Source organism: Burkholderia sp. BCC1988 (assembly GCF_905339895.1).
GTDB lineage: Bacteria > Pseudomonadota > Gammaproteobacteria > Burkholderiales > Burkholderiaceae > Burkholderia.
In genome coordinates, this window is sequence record NZ_CAJPHA010000003.1 from 1 (window position 1) to 23,220 (window position 23,220).

The window sequence follows — 23,220 nt, forward strand, 5'->3', positions numbered from 1 at the left end:
GAGCCGTCGAATCTCTCCCGTTTGTTGCTCAAGCCGCAACGAATATCCACTTTCCATCCTCCAGGACCATTTGCCCGCTTGTTCGCTTCTATCTTCGGTCAATAATCGACTCGCGCGAACTCGGCGAAGCCGCTGGCCTGGCACCATTCATACCCGCTCCACATCGTCGCACCGACTTTTCAAAGTTCGTCCCGTATCGATATTCGCCATCGGCCGCCACCGCTTTTTCGCCAAATAGGCCGGAAACTCGTGCGAAATGACGCCTTATTCGGCGCGGCCACGTAGAATTTGCGAATCTCCACCCCAGTAGCATCCAGAACGATGAACGCCGCCACTCAGATAGCTCGGGCCGTATGCCCGCACGATTGTCCGGACACGTGCGCAATGCGTGTGACCGTCGAAAACGGTCGAGCGATCAAGGTCGCGGGCGATCCCGACCATCCGCCGACGCAAGGCGTGCTGTGTACGAAAGTCAGCCGCTACGCCGACCGCGTTCATCATCCCGACCGACTCACTGTGCCCCTCAAGCGCGTGGGCGCGAAGGGGGAGGGGCGCTTCGTGCCGATCAGCTGGAGCGAAGCATTCGACGAGATCGGTCGTCGTCTCGGCGAAATCGCCGCGCGCGCGCCGGAGGCGATCCTGCCGTACAGCTACGCGGGAACGATGGGGCTCGTGCAGGGCGAAGGCATCGCCCAGCGGTTCTTCCATAAACTCGGTGCGTCCCGGCTCGAGCGGGCCATCTGCGCGGCGGCCGGCGCAGCAGGGTTGCGCTATACGTATGGCGGAAGCGTCGGCATGCATCTCGAGCATTTCGAGGAAAGCGAGTTGATCCTGATCTGGGGCGCCAACCCGATCGCCTCCAGCCTGCATTTCTGGACCCGTGCGCAGGAAGCCAAGCGTCGCGGTGCCCGTCTCGTCGCAATCGATCCCTACCGCTCGCTGACGGCAGAGAAATGCCATCAGCACATCGCATTGAAACCGGGCACCGACGGAGCGTTCGCGCTCGGCATGATGCATGTGCTGATCACCGAGGATCTGCTCGATCACGACTACATCGCACGCCATACGCTCGGCTTCGATGCGCTCAAGGCGCGAGCCCTGTCCTATCCGCCGGAGCGTGTCGCGCAAATCTGCGGCATCGAGGCGTCGGAACTGATTGAACTCGCACGTCGTTACGGTGCGACCCGCAAGGCATCAATCCGCCTCAATTACGGCATGCAGCGCGTGCGCGGGGGCGGCAACGCCGTGCGCGCGATTGCGAGCCTGCCTGCGCTGACGGGCGCGTGGCGCGACCGGGCCGGCGGACTGCTGCTGTCGTCGTCGGAATCTGCACCGGTCAATCAGGCGGCGCTGCTGCGCCCCGATCTGATGCCCGGCTGGCCGCAGAAACTGCCGCGCATCATCAACATGAATGCCATCGGCGATGCACTGCTGCATCCGGGCGACGCGACTTTCGGGCCGAAGGTCGAAGCAGTGATCGTCTACAACTCGAATCCGGTTGCGGTTGCCCCCGACTCGTCGAAAGTCGCCGCCGGGTTCGCGCGCGAAGACCTGTTCACGGTCGTTCTCGAGCACTTCAAGACAGATACCGTCGACTTCGCCGACATTGTGTTGCCGGCCACGACGCAGCTCGAGCATCTCGACGTCCACAAGTCGTACGGCCACACCTATGTGATGGCGAATCTGCCGGCGATTCCGCCGGTCGGCGACGCACGACCGAACACCGAAATCTTTCGCGGCATCGCGCGCAGCATGGGGCTGGACGAGCCCGCGCTTTATCACAGCGACGAAGAGGTCGCGCAGGCGGCGCTTCGCTGGGACGATCCGGCACTCGACAGCGACTGGGAGACGTTGAAGCGTGCCGGCTGGCTGAAGCTCAAGGTTGCGGACGCGCCTTTCGCGAATGGCGGCTTTCGCACACCGTCCGGCAAATGCGAGTTCTACAGCGCGCGACTCGAGCAGATGGGCATGGACCCGGTGCCCGATTACCTGCCGCCGTTCGAATCGGCGGAGGCGGCGCCTGAGCTTGCCGCCCGCTACCCGCTCGCGATGATTTCGCCGCCGGCCCGGCACTTCCTGAACAGCACGTTCGTGAACGTGGACAGCCTGCGCAGCACGGAAGGCCAGCCGCATCTCGATATTCACCCGGCCGACGCCGATGCGCGCGGCATCGCGGAGGGCGACGTCGTACGCATATTCAACGACCGCGGATCGATGCAGGCGGTCGCAAGAGTGACCGATCGTGCGCGGGCGGGGCTCGTCGTCGGACTGTCGATCTGGTGGAAGAAATTGTCGGCGGACGGTCGGAACGCGAACGAAGTGACGAGCCAGGCGCTGACCGACCTCGGCAACTCGGCGACCTTTTACGATTGTTTGGTGGAAGTTGAGCGGACTTGACGGAACTTCCAGATATGATCGGACAAATGCGTTCGAAAGTTCGAAGTGGACATCTAACCCTGTTGTCTCAGGACGGGCGAGCCGCTACGATGCGTTTTAGCACGACCATTCGAAAATCAGTGAGGAGACGCGCGGTATGGACAAAATTTGGCTGAAATCGTACCCACCCGGCGTTCCAGCCGAAATCGACGCTTCTCCATATCCTTCCGTCCCGGATCTCCTCGACGAGAGCTTCAGGCAGTATCGCGACCGCAAGGCGTTCGTCTGCATGGGCAAGAGCATCACGTACGGCGAACTCGATGCACTGTCGCGCCGGTTCGGCGCGTGGCTGCAGTCGCGTGGCCTGAAGCGCGGCGCACGCGTCGCGCTCATGATGCCGAACGTGCTGCAGTACCCGGTGGCGATCGTTGCCGTGCTCCGCGCGGGCTACACCGTCGTCAACGTCAACCCGCTCTATACGCCGCGCGAGCTCGAACATCAGCTGAAGGACAGCGGGGCCGAGGCGATCGTCATTCTCGAGAATTTCGCGTCGACGTTGCAGGCCGTTATCGCCAATACCGCCGTCAAGCATGTCGTGGTCGCGTCGATGGGCGACCTGCTGGGCATCAAGGGCTGGCTCGTCAATTACGTCGTACGCAACGTGAAGAAGATGGTGCCGGCCTGGCAGCTCCCGTCGTTCACGCGCTTCAAGGCCGCGCTGTCCGAAGGGGCGCGGCAGACCTTCAAGCCGCCGAAGCTCGGCCCAGACGACGTCGCGTTCCTCCAGTACACGGGCGGTACGACCGGTGTCGCGAAGGGCGCGACGCTGCTGCACCGGAACATCGTGTCGAACGTGCTGCAGGCCGGCGCCTGGCACCATCCCGCGCACGCGAAGTACCCGGAGGTGAAGCAATTCGTGACGGTTGTCGCGCTGCCGCTCTATCACGTGTTCGCGCTGACGGTCTGCGGCTTCCTGACGATGCGCACGGGCGGCATGGGCATCCTGATTCCGAATCCGCGCGACATCGGCGGCATGATCAAGGAACTGAAGGGATACCAGATCTCGACGATTCCCGCCGTCAACACGCTGTACAACGCACTGCTGAACCATCCCGAATTCAACCAGCTCGACCTGTCGAAGCTCGTGATCGCCAACGGCGGTGGCATGGCGATCCAGGAAGGCGTCGCGAAGCGCTGGTACGAGAAGACCCAAACGGCGATCATCGAAGGGTACGGCCTGTCCGAAACGTCGCCGGTCGCGACCTGCAACCCCGTGACGGCGACCGAGTACAGCGGGACGATCGGCCTGCCGCTGCCGTCGACCGAAATTGCCATCCGCGACGACGCCGGCAATGACGTCGCGCTCGGCGAGCCGGGCGAGATCTGCATCCGCGGGCCGCAGGTCATGGCCGGCTACTGGAACCGCCCGGAAGAAACCGCGAAGGTCATGTTCGCGGACGGTTTCTTCAAGACCGGTGACGTCGGCGTGATGGACGCGCGCGGTTACGTGAAAATCGTCGACCGGAAGAAGGACATGATCCTGGTATCCGGTTTCAACGTGTATCCGAACGAGGTCGAGGACGTGGTGGCGTCGCATCCGGGGGTGTTCGAGGTGGCGGCGGTCGGTGTTCCGGACGAGCACTCGGGCGAAGCCGTGAAGCTGTTCGTCGTGAAGAAGGATCCGGCGCTGACCGACAAGGACATCCTCGCGTACTGCAAGGAGCGGCTCACCGGTTACAAGCGGCCGAAACTCGTCGAGTTCCGCACGGAGCTGCCGAAGACGAACGTCGGCAAGATCCTGCGGCGCGAGCTGCGCGACGGACGCGCGTAACACTCAAGTCGAACGAAGGAGTCCGGTCTGTGCCGGGCTCTTTTGTTTGTGGTGCGCATCAGGGCTGCCGCGCCATATCGGAACGGCGCGCGTTCGTCCGGGTGCGCCGTGGCGGGCGGAGCGCCCCGGTCGGGCTGTCCGCGGCCGATTCGATTCGAACGGGGCGGCACTTCGTTGCATGCCGGAGTCGGCAAATGGTGGCGTTCGTGTCGAGTCAGCATCGCGAACGATTCGTCGCCAAGAGCGCGTTACCCGTCGATCATTCCGCGCACACCGCACACCGCACACCGCACACCGCACACCGCACACCGCACACCGCACACCGCACACCGCACACCGCACACCGCTTCGCAGCCCCAAAAGAAAAGGCGCCCGAAGGCGCCTTCAAGATGCTGCGGCTTGTCAGGCAAGCTGATTAGAACTTGTGACGGATACCGACACGCGCTGCGACCTGGTTGCTGGTCGTCGACGGATCGAGACCGTTGATCGAAGCATGTGCCTGAACGACGTTGCCTGCCGAGTCGAGCGTGTTGCCCGATGCATGCTGGTACACGCCGATCACGTAGACGTCCGTGCGCTTCGACAGGAAGTAGTCGACGCCCAGCGAGCCCTGGTGGTACTTGGCTGCCGAGTTGCCGTCGATCTTGCTGCCTTGCGTGTAGTCGTACGCCGCGCCGACGATCAATGCCGGGGTCAGCTGATACTTGAAGTTGATTTCGCCGTTGTTGAAGGTCGCGGTCTGGTTCACGAACGGACCGACCGAGAAGCCCTTGAACTTCGTGTTCGAGTACGTCGCGCCGATCGTCGCTGCGCCGAACGTGTATGCGCCGCCCGCACCGATGACCTGGTACGTGTTCGCGCTGTTCGCATACGCGCCGTAGACCGGCGACGACACGGCCGTCGCCGCAGCCGACGCGCCCGTATTGAACATGCCGCCGAAGTTCGCCGGCGTACGTGCGTTCAAGTAGCCGACACCCAACACCAGCGGGCCGTTGTTGTAACCGGCGCCGAGCGACCAGACCTGGTTCTTCGAGAACTGGCCGGCTTGACCGCCGAAGCTGTACAGGCCGCCGAACGAGAAGCCGCCGTAGGTCGGGCTCGTGTACTTGACCGCGTTGTTCACACGGTAAGCGTTGTTGAAGTTGTCGAGGTCGCCCGGGTGAGCGGCGATGTAGCCGCCCCACTGGTCGCCTGCCTCGAGCGGGCCGACGAAGTCGACGACGGAGTCGTACTGGCGACCCAGCGTGACCGTACCGTACTGGCTCGACAGGCCGACGTAAGCCTGACGGCCGAACATCAGGCCGCCCTGGCCGAGCTTGCCGGAGTTGACGTCAAAACCGTTCTCGAGCACGAAGATCGCCTTCAGGCCGCTGCCCAGATCTTCGGTGCCGCGCAGGCCGAAGCGGCTGCCTTGCATCACGCCGCTTGCCAGGCCGTACAGGTGGCCGCCCTTGGCGTTGTTGTTGAAGATGAAGCCTTCATCGATGATGCCGTAAAGCGTCACGCTGCTTTGCGCATGTGCAGCGCCAGCAAACGCGCCCAGCGCGACGAGCGCGAGAAGCGACTTTTTCATTAACGGATCTCCAAGAATCACTGAATTTTTTTGGCGGGGCGGATAGTTATGGTGTGTTGACGGGCCCCATCAACTTCGCAAGAAGTCGCACGTAATGTAGCAAAGCCGATTTTTCCGACAAAGCGAAATGCCGTGGCTCAAGGTTGCCATGTTTCCTTTATGCAACAATGGTTAAAATCACGGGTTAACCGCAATTTCCGCTGAATAATCAAGTCGGTTACGTAGCGGAGCACGTGCCGTTGCCGCTCGCGGCAGCGCACGCAGCCAGGAGAACAGGATGGTGTTGGACGAACTGATCAGCGAATTCGATCGCGGCCTGCGATCGCTGACCGGCATTAGCCGGATGAGCCGCCCGGTGCCCGCGCCGGCGGAGCCGCCGGCCGGCGAACTGACGCCCGCGGAGCGCACGCATGCCGCCGGGCTGATGCGCGTGAACCACGTCGGCGAGGTTTGTGCGCAGGCGCTTTATCAGGCGCAGAAGCTGACCGCGCGCTCGTCGTCGTCGAAGGCGATGTTCGAGGAAGCCGCCCGCGAGGAGGAGGATCATCTCGCGTGGACCGCGCATCGGCTGAAGGAACTCGATTCGCGTCCGAGCCTGCTCAACCCGCTGTGGTACGCCGGCGCGCTCGCGATCGGCGTCGTCGCCGGCACGCTGGGCGACAAGGTCAGCCTCGGCTTCATGGCGGAGACGGAGCGTCAGGTCGAGAGCCACCTCGACGGACACCTGTCCGAGCTGCCGGCGACCGACACGGCGTCGCGCGCGATCGTCGAGCAGATGCGGCTCGACGAGGTGAAGCACGGCAAGGCCGCGACCGATGCCGGCGGAATCGAACTGCCGCTGCCCGCGCGGATGCTGATGCGCGCCGCGTCGAAAGTCATGACGCGGACTGCATACTATCTGTGACATTCGGAGGTGGGCGGCGCATGACGCCGCCCACCTCCGTCACCCATCGATACCGCCCGTTTTTTCCGCGTTTTCCCGCCCCCGAAAGCCCCGTCCGCACGCCAGTCTGGCCCGCCTTTCTCACGTATCACCTTCACAAGTTGCACTAGCTCATTCATTTATAACGGTTTTTGGTATGAGGGGCCGCATGAGCATGTGCGCGTAAGTCCTTGTTCTAACTAACAAAATTCGTCAAAAAACCGGGCCGCTCCCTTGACCGTGCCAAACCCTTCCTCTAAAGTGGGAGACAGTGTGAGAAAGTGTATTTTTGTGTGATTTGGCGGGCTATTCGGGCTAAATTCTTGAGCGTTGAGCGGGTGCTTCGGTGCCCTGAACGGGAGAGCGGAAAGTGTTCCAAGGGGCGTCGGCGCTGACGCTCGATGCGAAAGGGCGGATGTCGGTGCCGGCTCGCTATCGCGAAGCGCTGCAAGGACAGGCAGAAGGACGGGTGACTGTGACCAAGCACCCGGACGGCTGCCTGTTGCTGTTTCCGCGCCCCGAATGGGAGGTATTCCGCGCCAAGATCGCCGCGCTGCCGATGGATGCACATTGGTGGCGGCGGATCTTTCTCGGCAATGCGATGGATGTCGATCTCGACAGCGCGGGCCGGATTCTCGTATCGCCCGAGCTGCGGATGGCGGCCGGACTGGAAAAGGAAGTCATGTTGTTGGGAATGGGTAGTCACTTCGAGCTGTGGGATTCGCAGACCTACATCGCGAAGGAGCAGGCAGCGATGGCGCAGGGCATGCCCGACGCGCTGAAGAATTTCACGTTCTGATTGCGGTGACGGAGACGCCCGCGATGGGAAACGAATTGCAGCATCGGACCGTGCTTCTGGACGAAGCGGTCGATTCGCTCGTGACGCGGCCGGACGGCATTTATGTCGACGGTACGTTCGGGCGCGGCGGTCACAGCCGCGCGGTGCTCGCGCGGCTGGCGGCGGCCGGCCGGCTGATCGCGTTCGACAAGGATCCGAGGGCGATCGAGACGGCGCAGCGCATCGAGGATGCGCGCTTCTCGATCGTGCATGACAGCTTTGCATCGATGCGCGACGCGCTTGCGGCGCGCGGCGTCGAGAAGGTGTCGGGTGTGTTGCTGGACCTGGGCGTGTCCTCGCCGCAGGTGGACGATCCGGCGCGCGGCTTCAGCTTTCGCGCGGATGGCCCGCTGGACATGCGAATGGATCCGACGCGCGGCGAGTCGGCGGCCGAGTGGCTCGCGCGGGCTTCGGTGCAGGAATTGACGGAGGTGATACGGGATTATGGGGAAGAACGGTTTGCTTTTCAGATTGCAAAGGCGCTTGTTGCTCGCCGGGCAGAGTCCGACCGTCTTGGGCCTCTCGACACCACGGGCGAGCTTGCCCAAATCGTGGGTAACGTCGTCAAAACCCGTGAGAAGGGCAAGGATCCGGCAACCCGCACCTTTCAGGCTATACGGATTCACGTCAATCAAGAGCTTGCGGACCTGCAAGTCGTACTAGACGCGGCATTGTCGTTGCTGGAGCAAGGGGGGCGGCTGGTGGTCATCAGCTTTCATTCACTCGAGGACCGGATCGTCAAGCGATTCATGCAGGCGCACGCGAGCGCGCCTGCGGTCGATCGTCGCCTGCCGATCCGTGCCGTCGACCTCCCGAGCCCGCCGCTCAAGATCATCAGCCGTCAGTTTCCGAGCGAAGCGGAAGTTGCCGCGAATCCGCGCGCCCGGTCGGCCGTGATGCGCATCGCGGAGCGCGTCACGCCATGAGCCGCTTCAATATCTTCCTGCTGATCATCGTGATGGGCTGCGCGCTGTCGGTCGTCAACTCGACGAACCAGCAGCGCCAGATCTTCATCCAGCTGCAGCGCGCGCAGTCGCAGGAGCGTCAGCTCCAGCAGGATTACGCGCAGCTTCAATATCAGCAGAGCGCGCTGTCGAAGACATCGCGTATCGAGCAACTCGCGAACGATTCGCTGAAGATGCAGGCGATCACGACGGGTCGCACCCAATACCTGACGCTGCCGCCGGGCGCCGTGAAGGCGATCGACGCACCGATTCCGGCTTCGGCCGAGACGGCCGCCAAGGGCGGGGGAGGCGCGCGATGAAGCCGGCACAAAAGCGTCAGGACGTGAAATTCTCGTCGAGCCCCGTGCTCGGCGTGCACCTGCCGATGTGGCGCTCGAAATTCGTCGTGTTCCTGCTGTTCATGGCGTTCGTCGCGCTGGCCGCGCGGGCGTTCTGGATCCAGGGGCCCGGCAACGCGTTCTATCAGAAGCAGGGCGAAAGCCGCTACCAGCGCACGATCGAGCTGCCGGCCACGCGCGGCAAGATCCTCGACCGTAACGGGCTCGTGCTCGCGACGAGCCTGCCCGTGCGCGCGATCTGGGCGATTCCGGATGCGGTGCCGGACGATCTCGGCGCGGACAAGGTCAATCAGCTCGGCAAGCTCCTCGGCATGACGCCGAAGGAACTGCGCGTGAAGCTGTCGGAAGACAAGGGTTTCGTCTACGTGAAGCGCCAGGTGCCGATCGACATCGCGGACAAGGTCGCCGCGCTCGACATCCCCGGCGTCTATCAGCGCAACGAATACAAGCGCTTCTATCCGGAGGGCGAGATCACCGCTCACCTGATCGGCTTCACGAACGTCGAGGACGAAGGGCAGGAAGGCGTCGAGCTCGGCGACCAGAAGATGCTGTCCGGCACGTCCGGCGTGCGCCGCGTGATCAAGGACCGGATGGGGCACATCGTCGAGGACGTCGCCGAGCAGATTCCGCCGCACAACGGGACGGACGTCGACCTGTCGATCGACAGCAAGATCCAGTACATCGCGTATGCGAACCTGAAGGCCGCCGTCGAGAAGTTCAAGGCGAAGGCCGGCGCGGCGATGGTGGTCGACGTGCGTACCGGCGAGGTGCTCGCGCTCGTCAACTATCCGACGTACAACCCGAACGACCGTTCGCGCATGACGGGCGAGCAGTTGCGCAACCGGATCATGACCGACGTGTTCGAGCCGGGCTCGATCATGAAGCCGTTTACGGTGTCGCTCGCGCTCGACCTGCACCGCGTGACGCCGAACACGCTCGTCGAAACGGGCAACGGGCATTTCGTGCTCGACGGCGCGCCGATCACCGACGACGCGGGTTTCGGCACGCTGACGGTCGGCGGCGTGATCCAGAAGTCGAGCAACATCGGCGCGACGAAGATCGCGATGACGATGCGGCCCGAGGAAATGTGGAATATGTATACGAGCATCGGCCTCGGTCAGGCGCCGAAGGTCGGGTTCCCGGGCGCGGTGGCCGGCCGCCTCCGTCCGTGGAAGAACTGGCGGCGCATCGAGCAGGCGACGATGTCGTACGGCTACGGCCTGTCGGTGTCGCTGTTCCAGCTCGCACGCGCCTACACGGCGATCGCGCACGACGGCGAGCTGATGCCCGTGACCATTTTCAAGACCGACCCCAATCAGCCGATCGTGGGCACGCAGGTGTTCAACCCGACCACCGCGCGCGAAGTGCGCGCGATGCTCGAGACGGTGGTCGCGCCGGGCGGCACGTCGCCGGATGCGGCCGTGCCGGGTTATCGGGTCGGCGGCAAGAGCGGTACCGCGTACAAGCATGAAGGTCACGGCTACACGCGCAAGTACCGCGCGTCGTTCGTCGGGATGGCACCGATGCCGAATCCGCGCGTCGTGATCGCGGTGTCGGTCGACGAGCCGACCGCCGGCAGCCACTTCGGCGGCCAGGTGTCGGGCCCCGTATTCTCGGCGATCGCGGGCGATACGATGCGTGCGCTGAACGTGCCGCCGAACATGCCGATCAAGCAACTGGTCGTGTCCGACGACACGCCGGGCACGCCCGCCAGGACGGGCCCGCAAAAGCTCGCCGCCGGCGGCGGTGCGAAGCATATGATCGTATCCAGCACGACACGTAATTCACCAGGAGTTGTTCGATGAGCGCCGCTCGCAGTTCCCATCCGGCGCATCAGCAGATCGCGGCCGCGCTTGCGTGGCTGCGCCAGCATGTGGCCCCCGCGGCGCAACTGCATGCCGACACCCGCAGCCTGCAGGCAGGCGACGTGTTTCTCGGCTATGCGGTCGACGGGGCAGACAATCGCGCCTTCATTGCCGAGGCCGTCTCCCGCGGTGCGGCCGCCGTGCTGTATCAGCCGGAAGGCCTCGCAGCCGCGCCGGCCGCACCCGTCGCACTCGCGGTGCCGGCGCTCGACCAGCTGGCCGGCGAGATCGCCAGCGGCTGGTATGGCGACCCGAGCGACGGCCTGCTCGCCATCGGCGTGACCGGCACCAACGGCAAGACGTCGTGCACGCACTGGATCGCGGCCGCGCTGACGGCGCTGCACCAGCCGTGCGCGCTGATCGGCACGCTCGGCAGCGGCATGCCGGGGCAGCTGGTGCCGACCGGCTTCACGACGCCGGACGCGCCGCAGCTGCAGCGCAGCCTCGCGCAACTGCACGACGCGGGCGCAAAGGCCGTCGCGATGGAAGTGTCGTCGCACGCGCTGCACCAGGGCCGCGTGAACGGCACGGCGTTCGACATCGCCGTGTTCACGAACCTCACGCAGGATCACCTCGACTATCACGGCACGTTCGATGCGTACGAAGCCTCGAAGTCGAAACTGTTCGCATGGCGCGGCCTGCGCGCGGCGGTCGTCAATCGCGACGACGCAGCCGGCCGCCGCCTGCTCGAGAAGCTGGCCGGCCGCGTGCGCACGATCGCCTACGGAATCGGCGACGTGCACGCGGCCGACGCCGATCGCGAGCTGGTCGCGCTCGACGTGCGCGCGACCGCCACCGGCACGGCATTCCGCCTGCGCTCGTCGTGGGGCGACGCTGACATCGAGGTCGGCACGCTCGGCACGTTCAACGTCAGCAACCTGCTCGCGGTGCTCGGCTCGCTGCTCGCGGCCGACCTGCCGTTCGACGCGGCGGTCGCGGAGATTGCGCGGCTCGAGTCCGTCAACGGCCGCATGCAGCGCCTGGGCGGCCGGCTGGCGAACGATGAACCGCTGGTCGTGATCGACTATGCACATACGCCCGACGCGCTCGAGAAGACGCTCGACGCGTTGCGCCCGATCGCGGCGGCGCGCGGCGGCCGGCTCGTCTGCATGTTCGGCTGCGGCGGCGATCGCGATGCGACCAAGCGTCCGCTGATGGGCGCGATCGCCGAGCGGCTCGCCGACGAAGTCGTCGTCACGAGCGACAACCCGCGCAGCGAGGATCCGCAGCGCATCATCGACCAGGTCATCGCGGGCATGACCGCGCCCGATCGCGCACGCCGCATCGAGGATCGCGCGAGCGCGATCCTGCAGGCCGTGCGCGGCGGCGCCCGCGAGGATGTCGTCGTGCTGGCCGGCAAGGGGCACGAGGCAACGCAGGAAATCATGGGCAAGAAGCGCACGTTCTCCGATCAGGATCACGCGCGGCTCGCACTCGCGGCACGCGCGACGCACGGCAAGGGAGGCGGCGAATGACGATGCTCAGTCTGGGCGAAGCCGCCCGCCTGATTCCCGGCGCCACCGTCCACGGCGATCCGGACACCACGTTCGAGCGCGTGTCGACGGACAGCCGCACGGTCGGCCCCGGCGACCTGTTCGTCGCGCTGAAGGGCGAGCGCTTCGACGCGCACGACTTCCTCGGCGACGTGGCCGCGCGCGGCGCGTCGGCGGCGCTCGTCGCACACGTGCCGGCGGGCCTCGCGATGCCGGCGATCGAAGGCGGCGAAACGCGTGCCGCGCTCGGCGCGCTCGCGCACGGCTGGCGCAAACGATTCGCGCTGCCGCTCGTCGCGGTGACGGGCAGCAACGGCAAGACGACCGTCAAGGAAATGATCGCGTCGATCTTCGCCGCGGCGGTCGGTACCGACGCGCGGCTCGCGACGGCCGGCAACCTGAACAACGACGTCGGGCTGCCGCTGACGTTGCTGCGCCTGTCGACCGCGCATCGCCTCGCGGTGATCGAGATCGGCATGAACCACCCGGGCGAGACCGAAGTTCTGGCGCGCCTCACCGCGCCGACGGTCGCGCTCGTCAACAACGCGCAGCGCGAACACCAGGAATTCATGGCGACGGTCGAAGCCGTCGCGCTCGAACACGCGGCCGTGATCCACGCGCTGCCGCCGGACGGCGTCGCGGTGTTCCCGGCCGACGATGCGTACGCGGGCATCTGGCGCGTCGCGGCGACCGGCAACCGGATCCTCGATTTCGCACTGCACGACGCCGAACGGCAGAACGATGCGCAGGTCGTCGGTCGCCTTCACGGCGGCGAACTCGCGATCGACACGCCGGCTGGCGCCGTCACGGTGCGGTTGCGTGCGCTCGGCGAGCACAACGCGCGCAACGCGCTGGCCGCGACGGCCGCGGCGCTGGGCGCGGGTGTCGAGCTGTCGGCGATCAAGCAGGGCCTCGAGTCGTTCGAACCGGTCAAGGGCCGGCTCCAGGTGAAGCAGGTGATCGCCGGCAGCCTCGCGGGCGCGACGGTCGTCGACGATACATACAACGCGAACCCCGATTCGATGCGTGCGGCGATCGACGTGCTTGCTGCCCATCCGGCGCCGCGCGTGCTGGTGATCGGCGACATGGGTGAAGTCGGCGACGAAGGCCCGGCGTTTCACCGGGAGATCGGTGCGTATGCGCGCGAGCGCGGCATCGATGCGCTGTTCGCGCTCGGCGATGCGTCGCGCGATGCGTGCACGGCGTACGGCGAGACGGCCCGCCACTTCGGCGACGTCGGCGCGCTGGTGACGGCGCTGCTCGCGGCGGGCTATGGCGCGCGGGCGACGGTGCTCGTGAAGGGCTCGCGGTACATGAAGATGGAGCGCGTGGTCGACGCGCTGACGAACCAACCCGCGGCGGGCACGGTGCCCGCCGCACACTGAGTAGAAGGAAGGAAGCATGCTGCTGGCGCTGGCGCAATGGCTGCAGGGAGACGCAAGCTTTTTGCGCTTGTTCACGTACCTGACGTTCCGTGCGGTGATGGCTACCATCACCGCGCTCGGTATCGGGCTCGTGTGCGGACCGTGGGTGATCCGCAAGCTGACGCAAATGAAGGTCGGGCAGGCCGTGCGCAAGGACGGCCCGCAAAGCCATCTCGTCAAGTCCGGCACGCCGACGATGGGCGGCGTGCTGATCCTGATCGGCATCGCGGTCGCGACGCTGCTGTGGGGCGACCTGACGAACCGTTTCATCTGGATCGTCATGCTCGTCACGTTCGGCTTCGGCGTGATCGGCTGGGTCGACGACTACCGCAAGGTCGTCTACAAGGACCCGCGCGGGATGTCGTCGCGCGAAAAGTATTTCTGGCAGTCGGTGATCGGGCTGTTCGCGGCGGTCTACCTCGCATTCAGCGTGTCGGAGGCGAACAACGTGCGCGTGTTCGACCTGTTCATGGCGTGGGTGAGGAGCGGCCTGTCGATGGGGCTGCCGGCGCGGGCCGACCTGATGCTGCCGTTCCTGAAGTCGATCAGCTATCCGCTGGGCGTCTGGGGCTTCATCGTGCTGACGTATTTCGTGATCGTCGGCGCGAGCAACGCGGTGAACCTGACCGACGGCCTCGACGGGCTCGTGATCATGCCGGTCGTGCTGGTCGGCGGGTCGCTCGGCGTGTTCGCGTACGTGATGGGCAGCTCGGTCTATTCGAAATACCTGCTGTTCCCGCACATCCCGGGCGCCGGTGAACTGCTGATCTTCTGTTCCGCGATGGGCGGGGCAGGGCTCGCGTTCCTCTGGTACAACACGCACCCCGCGCAGGTGTTCATGGGCGACGTCGGCGCGCTGGCGCTCGGCGGCGCGCTCGGCACGGTCGCGGTGATCGTGCGCCAGGAAATCGTGCTGTTCATCATGGGTGGCATCTTCGTCGCGGAAACGCTGTCGGTGATGCTGCAGGTGTCGTGGTTCAAGTACACGAAGAAGCGTTACGGCGAAGGGCGGCGCCTGCTGAAGATGGCGCCGCTGCATCACCATTTCGAATTGTCCGGCTGGAAGGAAACGCAGGTGGTGGTGCGTTTCTGGATCATCACGCTGATGCTGTGCCTGTTCGGTCTGTCCACCCTCAAGCTGCGGTAAAGGAAAGGTAACAAGGATGTCTGGCGAGATGTTTGGAGATCGGCAGCGGCCGATGGTGCTCGTACTGGGGCTCGGTGAATCGGGTCTCGCGATCGCGCGGTGGTGCGCGAGGCACGGGTGCCGGCTGCGTATTGCCGATACCCGCGAGGCGCCGCCGAACCTTGCCGCGCTGCAGGCCGAAGGCATCGATGCGGAGTTCGTCGGCGGGCCGTTCACGCCCGCGCTGCTCGACGGCGGCGTCGAGATCGTCGGGCTGAGCCCCGGCCTGTCGCCGCTCGAACCGGCGCTGGCGGCGCTGATCGCGGCCGCGAACGAGCGCGCGATCGCGGTCTGGGGCGAACTGGAATTCTTCGCGCAGGCGCTGCGCGCGCTCGGCACGAGCGGCTACCAGCCGAAGGTGCTCGCGATCACCGGCACCAACGGCAAGACCACGACGACGAGCCTGACGGGCCTGCTGTGCCGGCGTTCGGGCAAGAAGGTCGCCGTCGCCGGCAACATCAGCCCGGCGATGCTCGACCGGCTCGCGGGCGCGATCGACGAGACGGCGCTGCCCGACGTCTGGGTGCTCGAACTGTCGAGCTTCCAGCTCGAGACGGCGCGCACGTTCGCGCCCGACGCGGCCGCGATTCTCAACATCACGCAGGATCACCTCGACTGGCACGGCAGCTTCGACGCGTATGCGGCCGCGAAGGGCCGGATCTTCGGCGCGACGACCACGCGCGTGCTCAACCGCGACGATGCGGCCGTGATGAAGTTCGCGCCGGCCGCCGGCGCGGCCGATGCGGCGCGCACGGTCACGTTCGGGCTGAACGAACCGGTGCAGGACGGCGACTACGGGCTGTCCCGCGATAACGGTATCGCGTGGCTGGTCGAAGCGGTCGACCGCGACGCGCCGGACGAAACGACGACGACCCGCCGGCGCAAGCGCGACGGCGCGCATACGCCCGACATCGCGCAGAAGCGCCTGATGCCGGTCGACGCGCTGCGCATCCGCGGGCTGCACAACGCGGCGAACGCGCTGGCCGCGTTCGCGCTCGCGCGTGCGATCGACTTGGCCGCAGCGCCGCTGCTGCACGCGCTGCGCGAATACCGCGGCGAGGCGCATCGCGTCGAAGTGATCGCGACGATCGACGACGTGGACTACGTCGACGACAGCAAGGGAACGAACGTCGGCGCGACGGTGGCCGCGCTCGACGGGCTCGCGCAGAAGGTCGTGCTGATCGCCGGCGGCGACGGCAAGGGGCAGGATTTCGCGCCGCTGGTCGCGCCGGTCGCGCGCTGGTGTCGTGCGGTGATGCTGATCGGCCGCGACGCGCCGGCGATTCGCGACACGCTCGCCGAAACCGGCGTGCCGCTCGCGGACCACGCGACGCTCGAAGGCGCGGTGCGTGCCGCCGCCGAGCTCGCCGAGCCGGGCGATGCGGTGCTGCTGTCGCCCGCGTGCGCGAGCCTCGACATGTTCAGGAACTACGCCCATCGCGCGGAGGTGTTCCGCGCGGCGGTGGATGAAGTCGCCATCGACAAAGGAGCGACGCCATGAGCTGGTCCGATCGCCTCGTCTCCCGTTTCAACGACCGGCGCGACACCGGCGGCAATGCCGCCGGCGGCCGCGTCGCGTCCGCCACGCGCGCTGCGACCGGCGGCCTCGCGAGCGTCGTCAACGGCGTGCGGCCGAGCCGCTCGCGGATGCTCGACTTCGACTACTCGCTGCTGTGGGTCGCGATCGCGCTGCTCGGGCTCGGCGTCGTGATGGTGTATTCGGCGTCGATCGCGATGCCCGATTCGCCGAAATACGCGTCGTATCACGATTACGCGTTCCTGATGCGCCACTGCGTGTCGCTCGTCGTCGCGTTCATCGCGGCGGTGATCGCGTTCCGCGTGCCGGTGTCGACCTGGGACAAATACGCGCCGCATCTCTTCCTGATCGCGCTGGTCGGCCTCGTGATCGTGCTGATCCCGCACGTCGGCAAGGGCGTGAACGGCGCGCGCCGCTGGATTCCGCTCGGCATCACGAACATGCAGCCGTCGGAAATCATGAAGCTCGCGGTGACGATCTACGCGGCGAACTACACGGTGCGCAAGCAGGAGTACATGCAGAGCTTCGCGAAAGGCTTTCTTCCGATGGCGTTCGCGGTCGGTCTCGTCGGCGCGCTGCTGCTGCTCGAGCCGGACATGGGCGCGTTCATGGTGGTCGCCGCGATCGCGATGGGCGTGCTGTTCCTCGGCGGCGTGAACGGCAAGCTGTTCGGCGGCCTGGTCGCGACGGCGGTCGGCACCTTCACGATGCTCGTATGGCTGTCGCCGTGGCGTCGCGAGCGGATCTTCGCGTATCTCGATCCGTGGGACGAACGCTATGCGCAGGGCAAGGCGTACCAGCTCACGCATTCGCTGATCGCGTTCGGCCGCGGCGAGTGGTTCGGCGTCGGCCTCGGCGGCAGCGTCGAGAAGCTGAACTACCTGCCCGAAGCGCATACCGACTTCATCCTCGCGGTGATCGGCGAGGAACTCGGCTTCGTCGGCGTGATGGTCGTGATCCTGCTGTTCTACTGGATCGTGCGCCGCGCGTTCGAGATCGGCCGCCAGGCGCTCGCGCTCGATCGCACGTTCGCGGGCCTGACGGCGAAGGGCATCGGCATCTGGTTCGGCGCGCAGACGTTCATCAACATGGGCGTGAACCTCGGCCTGCTGCCGACCAAGGGCCTGACGCTGCCGCTCGTGAGCTATGGCGGTTCGGGCATCCTGCTGAACTGTGTCGCGCTCGCGGTGCTGCTGCGGGTCGATTATGAAAATCGCGTACTGATGCGGGGAGGGAAGGTATGACCTCCCTGCGTCAGTACGCGATTTCGGCGAAGGCTAACTTCGTGCGCGAAGCGTGCGAAGTTAAGCGTAGCGGCCGTAGCCAAAACGTTCGTTCATTCTTGCTGATGCGGGGAGGGAAGGTATGACCGCGTCGCGACGCACGCTGATGGTGATGGCAGGCGGCACCGGGGGCCACGTGTTCCCGGGGCTCGCGGTCGCGCACCGGATGGAAGCGGCGGGCTGGCGCGTCGTATGGCTCGGCAATCCGGCCGGGATGGAAGCGACGCTCGTGCCGAAGCACGGCATTCCGATGGAATACGTGCGCTTCGGCGGACTGCGCGGCAAGGGCCTGAAGACCAAGCTGACGCTGCCGTTCAACCTGCTGCGCGCATGCTGGCAGAGCCTCGGCGCACTGCGCCGCGTGCGGCCCGACGTCGTGCTCGGGATGGGCGGCTACATCACGTTCCCGGCGGGCGTGATGGCCGCGCTGTCGGGTCGTCCGCTGGTGCTGCACGAACAGAATTCGATCGCGGGCCTGACTAACAAGGTGCTCGCGAAACTGGCCAAACGCGTGCTCGTCGCGTTTCCCGGCGCGCTGCCGCACGCGGAATGGACGGGCAACCCGATTCGTGCGGAACTTGCGCACACGGAACCGCCCAAAGCACGCTATGCGTCGCGCAGCGGCCCGCTGAACGTGCTGGTCGTCGGCGGCAGCCTCGGTGCGGCCGCGCTGAACGAAGTCGTGCCGCGCGCGCTGGCGCTGCTGACGCCGGACGAGCGCCCGCGCGTCGTGCACCAGGCCGGCGCGAAGCACATCGACGCGCTGAAGGCGAATTACGAAGCGGCCGGTTTCGCGGCCGGCGAAGACGTGCGGCTCGTGCCGTTCATCGACGACATGGCGAGCGCGTACGCGGCGGCGGATCTGGTGATCTGCCGTTCCGGCGCGATGACGGTGTCGGAGATCGCGGCGGTGGGCGTGGCGGCGCTGTTCGTGCCGTTCCCGTACGCGGTCGACGACCACCAGACGACCAACGCCGCGTTCCTCGCCGATGCGGGCGCGGCCGTGCTGGTGCAACAACGCGACCTGTCGGCGGAACTGCTCGCCGACTGGCTGCGCGGCCAGTCGCGGGCGTCGCTCGCGGACATGGCGGAGCGTTCGCGCTCGCTGGCGAAGCCCGAGGCCACCGACGAAGTCGCGCGTGTCTGCGCGAAGGCGGCCGGCGCGAACCTGGAAAAACTGCAATGAAACACATCGTCAAACACATTCATTTTGTCGGGATCGGCGGCGCGGGCATGAGCGGCATCGCCGAAGTGCTCGTCAACCTCGGCTACGAGGTCAGCGGCTCGGACCTGTCGCGCAACGCGGTGACTGACCGTCTCGAGGCGCTCGGCGCGCGGATCGCGATCGGCCACGACGCGGCGAACATCGAGGGCGCGAACGCGGTCGTCGTATCGACGGCCGTGCGCTCGGACAACCCTGAGGTGCTGGCCGCGCGTAGCCAGCGCGTGCCGATCGTGCAGCGCGCGGTGATGCTCGCGGAACTGATGCGCCTGAAGCAGGGCATCGCGATCGCCGGCACGCACGGCAAGACCACGACGACGAGCCTCGTCGCGAGCGTGCTCGCGGCAGGCGGCCTCGACCCGACCTTCGTGATCGGCGGCCGGCTGATCAGCGCCGGCGCGAACGCGCGGCTCGGCACGGGCGACTTCATCGTCGCCGAGGCCGACGAGTCGGACGCGTCGTTCCTGAACCTGTATCCGGTGATCGAAGTCATCACGAACATCGACGCCGATCACATGGACACCTACGGCCACGATTTCGCGCGGCTCAAGCAGGCGTTCATCGAGTTCACGCAGCGCCTGCCGTTCTACGGCAGCGCGGTGGTGTGCGTCGACGATCCGAACGTGCGGCAGATCATCCCGTTCATCTCGAAGCCGGTCGTGCGCTACGGGCTGTCGCCGGACGCGCAGGTGCGCGCGGAAGACATCGACGCGCGCGACGGCCGCATGCACTTCACGGTGATCCGCGAAGGCCGTGCGCCGCTCGCGGTGGTGCTGAACCTGCCGGGCCTGCACAACGTGCAGAACGCGCTCGCGGCGATCGCGATCGCGACCGATCTCGGCGTGGCGGACGACGCGATCCAGCTGGCGCTCGCGGAATTCAACGGCGTCGGCCGGCGCTTCCAGCGCTACGGCGAGGTGCCGAGCGCGGACGGCGGCCAGTACACGCTGATCGACGATTACGGCCACCACCCGGTCGAGATGGCCGCGACGATCGCGGCCGCGCGCGGCGCGTTCCCGGGCCGCCGCCTCGTGCTGGCGTTCCAGCCGCACCGCTACACGCGCACGCGCGACTGCTTCGACGATTTCGTCAACGTGCTGTCGACGGTCGACGCGCTGGTGCTGACGGAAGTTTATGCCGCGGGCGAAGCGGCGATCGCGACGGCCAACGGCGACGCGCTGTCGCGTGCGCTGCGCGCGGTGGGGAAGGTTGACCCGGTGTTCGTCGCGACGGTCGACGACGTGCCGGATGCATTGGCGAAGGTCGCGCAGAACGGCGACGTGGTGATCACGATGGGCGCGGGTTCGATCGGCGGCGTGCCGGCGAAGCTCGTGCAACACACTCAACAGAAGGCATGACATGAGCGGGATCGATCCGAAACGTTTCGGCAAGGTGGCGGTGTTGTTCGGCGGCGAATCCGCCGAGCGCGAGGTGTCGCTCACCTCGGGCCGCCTCGTGCTGCAGGGCCTGCGCGACGCGGGCGTCGACGCGCATCCGTTCGACCCGGCCGAGCGGCCGCTGTCGGCGCTGAAGGACGAAGGCTTCGTGCGCGCGTTCAACGCGCTGCACGGCGGCTACGGCGAGAACGGCCAGATCCAGGGCGCACTCGATTTCTACGGGATCCGCTACACGGGCAGCGGCGTGCTCGGCTCGGCGCTCGGCCTCGACAAGTTCCGCACGAAGCTCGTGTGGCAGCAGACGGGCGTGCCGACGCCGCCGTTCGAGACGGTGATGCGCGGCGACGACTACGCGGCGCGCGCGACGGACTTCGTCGCGAAGCTCGGCCTGCCGCTGTTCGTGAAGCCGGCGAGCGAAGGCTCGAGCGTCGCGGTGCTGAAGGTGAAGACGGCCGACGCGTTGCCCGCCGCACTGTCGGAAGCGGCGACGCACGACAAGATCGTGATCGTCGAGAAGAGCATCGAAGGCGGCGGTGAATACACCGCGTGCATCGCCGGCGATCTCGACCTGCCGCTGATCAAGATCGTGCCGGCCGGCGAGTTCTACGACTACCACGCGAAGTATGTCGCCGACGACACGCAGTACCTGATCCCGTGCGGCCTGCCCGCCGAACAGGAAGCGGAACTGAAGCGCATCGCGCGCCGCGCGTTCGACGTGCTCGGCTGCACCGACTGGGGCCGGGCGGACTTCATGCTCGACGCCGCCGGCAACGCGTATTTCCTGGAAGTGAACACGGCCCCCGGGATGACCGACCACTCGTTGCCGCCGAAGGCCGCGCGCTCGATCGGCATCAGCTATTCGGAGCTGGTCGTGAAGGTGCTGTCGCTTACGCTCAACGACTGACGCAGGAACGGAACGACGTATGTGGAACAACGTTCGCCAACTCAACCTTGCCGCCAGCGCGCTGTACGCGCTGTTGCTGCTCGTGTTGGCGGCGGCCGGCTGCTACTGGCTGATCCAGCGTCCGACGTTCGCGCTGCGCGAAATCCGGATCGATGGCGACACCGAGCACATCAACTCGCCGACGGTGCGTGCGGGCGTGGTCGGCCGGCTGAAGGGCAATTTCTTCACGGTCGATCTCGACGCGGCGCGGGCCGCGTTCGAGCAGATGCCGTGGGTGCGCCACGCGAGCGTGCGCCGGGTGTGGCCGAATGCGCTGGCTGTCACGCTCGAGGAGTACAAACCGCTCGGGACCTGGGGCAGTGCGCAGCTCGTGAGCGTCGACGGCGAGCTGTTCACCGCGAACCAGGGCGAACTGGATCAGGAATTGCCCGCGTTCGACGGCCCGGAGGGCAGTGCGAAGGAAGTCGTCACGCGGTATCACGACTTCGCGAACTGGTTTGCGCCGCTGAAGGCGGCGCCGGAAGAAGTGACGCTGTCGGCGCGCTACGCGTGGACGGTGAAGCTGTCGAACGGCATGCAGGTCGAGCTGGGCAAGGAACGCAACAGCGAGTCGCTGCATGACCGGAGCCAGCGCCTCGTCGCCGCGTGGCCGGCTGTCACGGAGCGTTGGGGCAACGACATCGAGTACGCGGACCTGCGTTATCCGAACGGATTCGCGATTCGTGCGGCAGGCATGCGGTTCCTGACCGATACCGACAAGCGCAAGAAGTAACGAGAGATCACACGCAAGAGCACTTTATGAGCAAAGACTACAAGGATCTGCTGGTTTCCCTCGACATCGGCACGTCGAAGGTGGTGGCCATCGTCGCCGAGCTGAAGGGCGAAGGCCATTACGAGGTGATCGGCCTCGGCCAGAGCGAGTCGAAAGGTCTGAAGAAGGGCGTGGTGGTCAACATCGAGGCCACCGTGCAGTCGATCCAGCGCGCGCTCGAGGAAGCCGAGCTGATGGCCGACTGCAAGATCACCAACGTGTTCACGGGGATCGCCGGCAGCCACATCCGCAGCTTCAACTCGAGCGGGATGGTCGCGATCAAGGACAAGGAAGTCACGCAGACCGACGTCGCGCGCGTGATCGAGACCGCGAAGGCGATCAACATCCCGACCGACCAGCAGGTGCTGCACATCCTCACGCAGGAATTCATCATCGACGGCCAGGAAGACGTGCGCGAGCCGATCGGCATGAGCGGGATCCGCCTCGAGGTGAAGGTGCACATCGTGACCGGTGCGGTCAGCGCCGCGCAGAACATCGTCAAGTGCGTGCGCCGCTGCGGGCTGGAAGTGAACGACCTGATCCTGCAGCCGCTCGCGTCGTCGCTGGCCGTGCTGACTGAAGACGAGAAGGATCTCGGCGTGGTGCTGGTCGACGTCGGCGGCGGCACGACCGACATCGCGATCTTCGCCGAAGGCGCGATCCGCCACACCGCAGTGATTCCGATCGCCGGCGACCAGATCACGAGCGACATCGCGATGGCGCTGCGCACGCCGACGCCGGACGCGGAAGACATCAAGGTCGGCTACGGGATCGCGAAGCAGGCGCTCGCCGATCCGGACGAGATGGTCGAAGTGCCGGGCCTCGGCGAACGCGGTCCGCGCACGCTGTCGCGCCAGGCGCTTGCCGCCGTGATCGAGCCGCGCGTCGAGGAACTGTTCTCGCTCGTGCAGCAGGTCGTGCGCGAGTCGGGTTACGAAGAACTGCTGAGCTCCGGCGTGGTCATTACCGGCGGGGCTTCGATGATGCCGGGCATGGTCGAGCTCGGCGAAGACATTTTCCTGAAACCGGTGCGCATCGGCGCGCCGGAATACGCAGGCGGCCTCGCCGACGTGGTGCGCAACCCGCGCTACTCGACGGCGATGGGCCTGCTGGTCGAAGGCAGTGCGCAGCGCATGCGCGGCCGCAAGGTCGCCGTGCAGTCCGGCAACGCGGGGCAGATCTTCTCGCGGATGAAGGAATGGTTCCTGAGCAACTTTTGACATACCGAATCGAAATTCGCGCCGGTGCCGGCGGC

The 23,220-nt window shown here is 66.2% G+C and carries 19 protein-coding genes; 18 read left to right on the forward strand and 1 reads right to left on the reverse strand.

What is annotated here, in order from left to right:
* The first annotated feature begins 321 nt into the window (after window positions 1-321).
* The 3 genes from U4012_RS04905 (at window position 322) to U4012_RS04915 (ending at window position 4,626) form a co-directional block, all read left to right on the forward strand.
* Entirely contained in the window at window positions 322-2,397 is a 2,076-nt protein-coding gene (locus U4012_RS04905) for a molybdopterin oxidoreductase family protein (protein ID WP_321796671.1), read from the forward strand.
* Window positions 2,398-2,533: 136 nt separating this feature from the next.
* A complete protein-coding gene (locus tag U4012_RS04910) occupies window positions 2,534-4,207 on the forward strand; it encodes a long-chain fatty acid--CoA ligase (RefSeq protein WP_257768783.1) in 1,674 nt (557 codons plus the stop codon).
* A gap of 194 nt (window positions 4,208-4,401) precedes the next feature.
* Window positions 4,402-4,626 (forward strand): hypothetical protein, encoded by a 225-nt coding sequence (locus tag U4012_RS04915; protein WP_321796674.1) that lies wholly within the window; start codon window positions 4,402-4,404, stop codon window positions 4,624-4,626.
* On the opposite strand, the gene U4012_RS04920 is transcribed toward U4012_RS04915, so the two are convergent.
* Window positions 4,623-5,780 carry a porin gene (locus U4012_RS04920; protein ID WP_044844243.1) on the reverse strand — a complete coding sequence of 386 codons (1,158 nt, stop codon included), beginning with the start codon at window positions 5,778-5,780 and terminating at the stop codon, window positions 4,623-4,625. The genes U4012_RS04915 and U4012_RS04920 overlap by 4 nt on opposite strands.
* A 277-nt stretch (window positions 5,781-6,057) precedes the next feature.
* Between U4012_RS04920 and coq7 the strand changes: the two genes are divergently transcribed.
* The 15 genes from coq7 to ftsA all read left to right on the forward strand — a co-directional run bounded on the left by coq7 (window position 6,058) and on the right by ftsA (window position 23,185).
* Window positions 6,058-6,684, forward strand: a complete 627-nt coding sequence (gene coq7, locus U4012_RS04925) for a 2-polyprenyl-3-methyl-6-methoxy-1,4-benzoquinone monooxygenase (protein ID WP_124488218.1) — start codon at window positions 6,058-6,060, stop codon at window positions 6,682-6,684.
* A gap of 388 nt (window positions 6,685-7,072) precedes the next feature.
* Entirely contained in the window at window positions 7,073-7,501 is a 429-nt protein-coding gene (gene mraZ / locus U4012_RS04930; RefSeq protein WP_006400450.1) for a division/cell wall cluster transcriptional repressor MraZ, read from the forward strand.
* Between the two features lie 23 nt (window positions 7,502-7,524).
* Window positions 7,525-8,466 (forward strand): 16S rRNA (cytosine(1402)-N(4))-methyltransferase RsmH, encoded by a 942-nt coding sequence (rsmH, locus tag U4012_RS04935; protein ID WP_044844251.1) that lies wholly within the window; start codon window positions 7,525-7,527, stop codon window positions 8,464-8,466.
* Window positions 8,463-8,804 (forward strand): cell division protein FtsL, encoded by a 342-nt coding sequence (gene ftsL, locus U4012_RS04940; protein ID WP_044844241.1) that lies wholly within the window; start codon window positions 8,463-8,465, stop codon window positions 8,802-8,804. The genes rsmH and ftsL overlap by 4 nt, the downstream gene beginning before the upstream one ends.
* On the forward strand, window positions 8,801-10,648 hold the full coding sequence (locus U4012_RS04945; RefSeq protein ID WP_124488219.1) for a peptidoglycan D,D-transpeptidase FtsI family protein: 1,848 nt from the start codon (window positions 8,801-8,803) through the stop codon (window positions 10,646-10,648). The genes ftsL and U4012_RS04945 overlap by 4 nt, the downstream gene beginning before the upstream one ends.
* Window positions 10,645-12,183, forward strand: a complete 1,539-nt coding sequence (locus U4012_RS04950) for a UDP-N-acetylmuramoyl-L-alanyl-D-glutamate--2,6-diaminopimelate ligase (RefSeq protein WP_321796684.1) — start codon at window positions 10,645-10,647, stop codon at window positions 12,181-12,183. Before U4012_RS04945 ends, U4012_RS04950 begins: the two co-directional genes overlap by 4 nt.
* The gene (locus U4012_RS04955) at window positions 12,180-13,586 is read left to right on the forward strand and encodes a UDP-N-acetylmuramoyl-tripeptide--D-alanyl-D-alanine ligase (protein ID WP_321796686.1); all 1,407 of its coding nucleotides are present in this window, start codon (window positions 12,180-12,182) and stop codon (window positions 13,584-13,586) included. Before U4012_RS04950 ends, U4012_RS04955 begins: the two co-directional genes overlap by 4 nt.
* Before the next feature lie 16 nt (window positions 13,587-13,602).
* The gene (mraY, locus tag U4012_RS04960; RefSeq protein ID WP_006752439.1) at window positions 13,603-14,772 is read left to right on the forward strand and encodes a phospho-N-acetylmuramoyl-pentapeptide-transferase; all 1,170 of its coding nucleotides are present in this window, start codon (window positions 13,603-13,605) and stop codon (window positions 14,770-14,772) included.
* A gap of 28 nt (window positions 14,773-14,800) precedes the next feature.
* Window positions 14,801-16,312: a UDP-N-acetylmuramoyl-L-alanine--D-glutamate ligase gene (gene murD, locus U4012_RS04965; RefSeq protein WP_321796688.1), complete on the forward strand. Its 1,512-nt coding sequence runs from the start codon at window positions 14,801-14,803 to the stop codon at window positions 16,310-16,312.
* Window positions 16,309-17,592, forward strand: coding sequence for a putative lipid II flippase FtsW (gene ftsW, locus U4012_RS04970; RefSeq protein ID WP_044844236.1), 1,284 nt, complete (start codon window positions 16,309-16,311; stop codon window positions 17,590-17,592). The genes murD and ftsW overlap by 4 nt, the downstream gene beginning before the upstream one ends.
* 121 nt (window positions 17,593-17,713) lie before the next feature.
* On the forward strand, window positions 17,714-18,817 hold the full coding sequence (murG, locus tag U4012_RS04975) for an undecaprenyldiphospho-muramoylpentapeptide beta-N-acetylglucosaminyltransferase (protein WP_044844235.1): 1,104 nt from the start codon (window positions 17,714-17,716) through the stop codon (window positions 18,815-18,817).
* Window positions 18,814-20,211: a UDP-N-acetylmuramate--L-alanine ligase gene (murC, locus tag U4012_RS04980; RefSeq protein ID WP_044844234.1), complete on the forward strand. Its 1,398-nt coding sequence runs from the start codon at window positions 18,814-18,816 to the stop codon at window positions 20,209-20,211. Before murG ends, murC begins: the two co-directional genes overlap by 4 nt.
* Before the next feature lies 1 nt (window position 20,212).
* On the forward strand, window positions 20,213-21,154 hold the full coding sequence (locus U4012_RS04985; RefSeq protein ID WP_321796691.1) for a D-alanine--D-alanine ligase: 942 nt from the start codon (window positions 20,213-20,215) through the stop codon (window positions 21,152-21,154).
* 19 nt (window positions 21,155-21,173) lie between these two features.
* Window positions 21,174-21,926: a cell division protein FtsQ/DivIB gene (locus tag U4012_RS04990; RefSeq protein WP_124520021.1), complete on the forward strand. Its 753-nt coding sequence runs from the start codon at window positions 21,174-21,176 to the stop codon at window positions 21,924-21,926.
* A 26-nt stretch (window positions 21,927-21,952) separates the two neighbouring features.
* Window positions 21,953-23,185, forward strand: coding sequence for a cell division protein FtsA (gene ftsA / locus U4012_RS04995; protein WP_044844232.1), 1,233 nt, complete (start codon window positions 21,953-21,955; stop codon window positions 23,183-23,185).
* Window positions 23,186-23,220: the final 35 nt, after the last annotated feature.

Coding starts and splice junctions, on each gene's coding strand:
- ftsW (WP_044844236.1), top strand. CDS start 16,309: ATGAGCTGGTCCGATCGCCTCGTCTCCCGTTTCAACGACCGGCGCGAC.
- U4012_RS04920 (WP_044844243.1), bottom strand. CDS start 5,780: ATGAAAAAGTCGCTTCTCGCGCTCGTCGCGCTGGGCGCGTTTGCTGGC.
- U4012_RS04955 (WP_321796686.1), top strand. CDS start 12,180: ATGACGATGCTCAGTCTGGGCGAAGCCGCCCGCCTGATTCCCGGCGCC.
- U4012_RS04950 (WP_321796684.1), top strand. CDS start 10,645: ATGAGCGCCGCTCGCAGTTCCCATCCGGCGCATCAGCAGATCGCGGCC.
- coq7 (WP_124488218.1), top strand. CDS start 6,058: ATGGTGTTGGACGAACTGATCAGCGAATTCGATCGCGGCCTGCGATCG.
- mraY (WP_006752439.1), top strand. CDS start 13,603: ATGCTGCTGGCGCTGGCGCAATGGCTGCAGGGAGACGCAAGCTTTTTG.
- rsmH (WP_044844251.1), top strand. CDS start 7,525: ATGGGAAACGAATTGCAGCATCGGACCGTGCTTCTGGACGAAGCGGTC.
- U4012_RS04905 (WP_321796671.1), top strand. CDS start 322: ATGAACGCCGCCACTCAGATAGCTCGGGCCGTATGCCCGCACGATTGT.
- U4012_RS04910 (WP_257768783.1), top strand. CDS start 2,534: ATGGACAAAATTTGGCTGAAATCGTACCCACCCGGCGTTCCAGCCGAA.
- ftsL (WP_044844241.1), top strand. CDS start 8,463: ATGAGCCGCTTCAATATCTTCCTGCTGATCATCGTGATGGGCTGCGCG.
- murD (WP_321796688.1), top strand. CDS start 14,801: ATGTTTGGAGATCGGCAGCGGCCGATGGTGCTCGTACTGGGGCTCGGT.
- murG (WP_044844235.1), top strand. CDS start 17,714: ATGACCGCGTCGCGACGCACGCTGATGGTGATGGCAGGCGGCACCGGG.
- U4012_RS04990 (WP_124520021.1), top strand. CDS start 21,174: ATGTGGAACAACGTTCGCCAACTCAACCTTGCCGCCAGCGCGCTGTAC.
- U4012_RS04945 (WP_124488219.1), top strand. CDS start 8,801: ATGAAGCCGGCACAAAAGCGTCAGGACGTGAAATTCTCGTCGAGCCCC.
- murC (WP_044844234.1), top strand. CDS start 18,814: ATGAAACACATCGTCAAACACATTCATTTTGTCGGGATCGGCGGCGCG.
- U4012_RS04985 (WP_321796691.1), top strand. CDS start 20,213: ATGAGCGGGATCGATCCGAAACGTTTCGGCAAGGTGGCGGTGTTGTTC.
- U4012_RS04915 (WP_321796674.1), top strand. CDS start 4,402: ATGGTGGCGTTCGTGTCGAGTCAGCATCGCGAACGATTCGTCGCCAAG.
- ftsA (WP_044844232.1), top strand. CDS start 21,953: ATGAGCAAAGACTACAAGGATCTGCTGGTTTCCCTCGACATCGGCACG.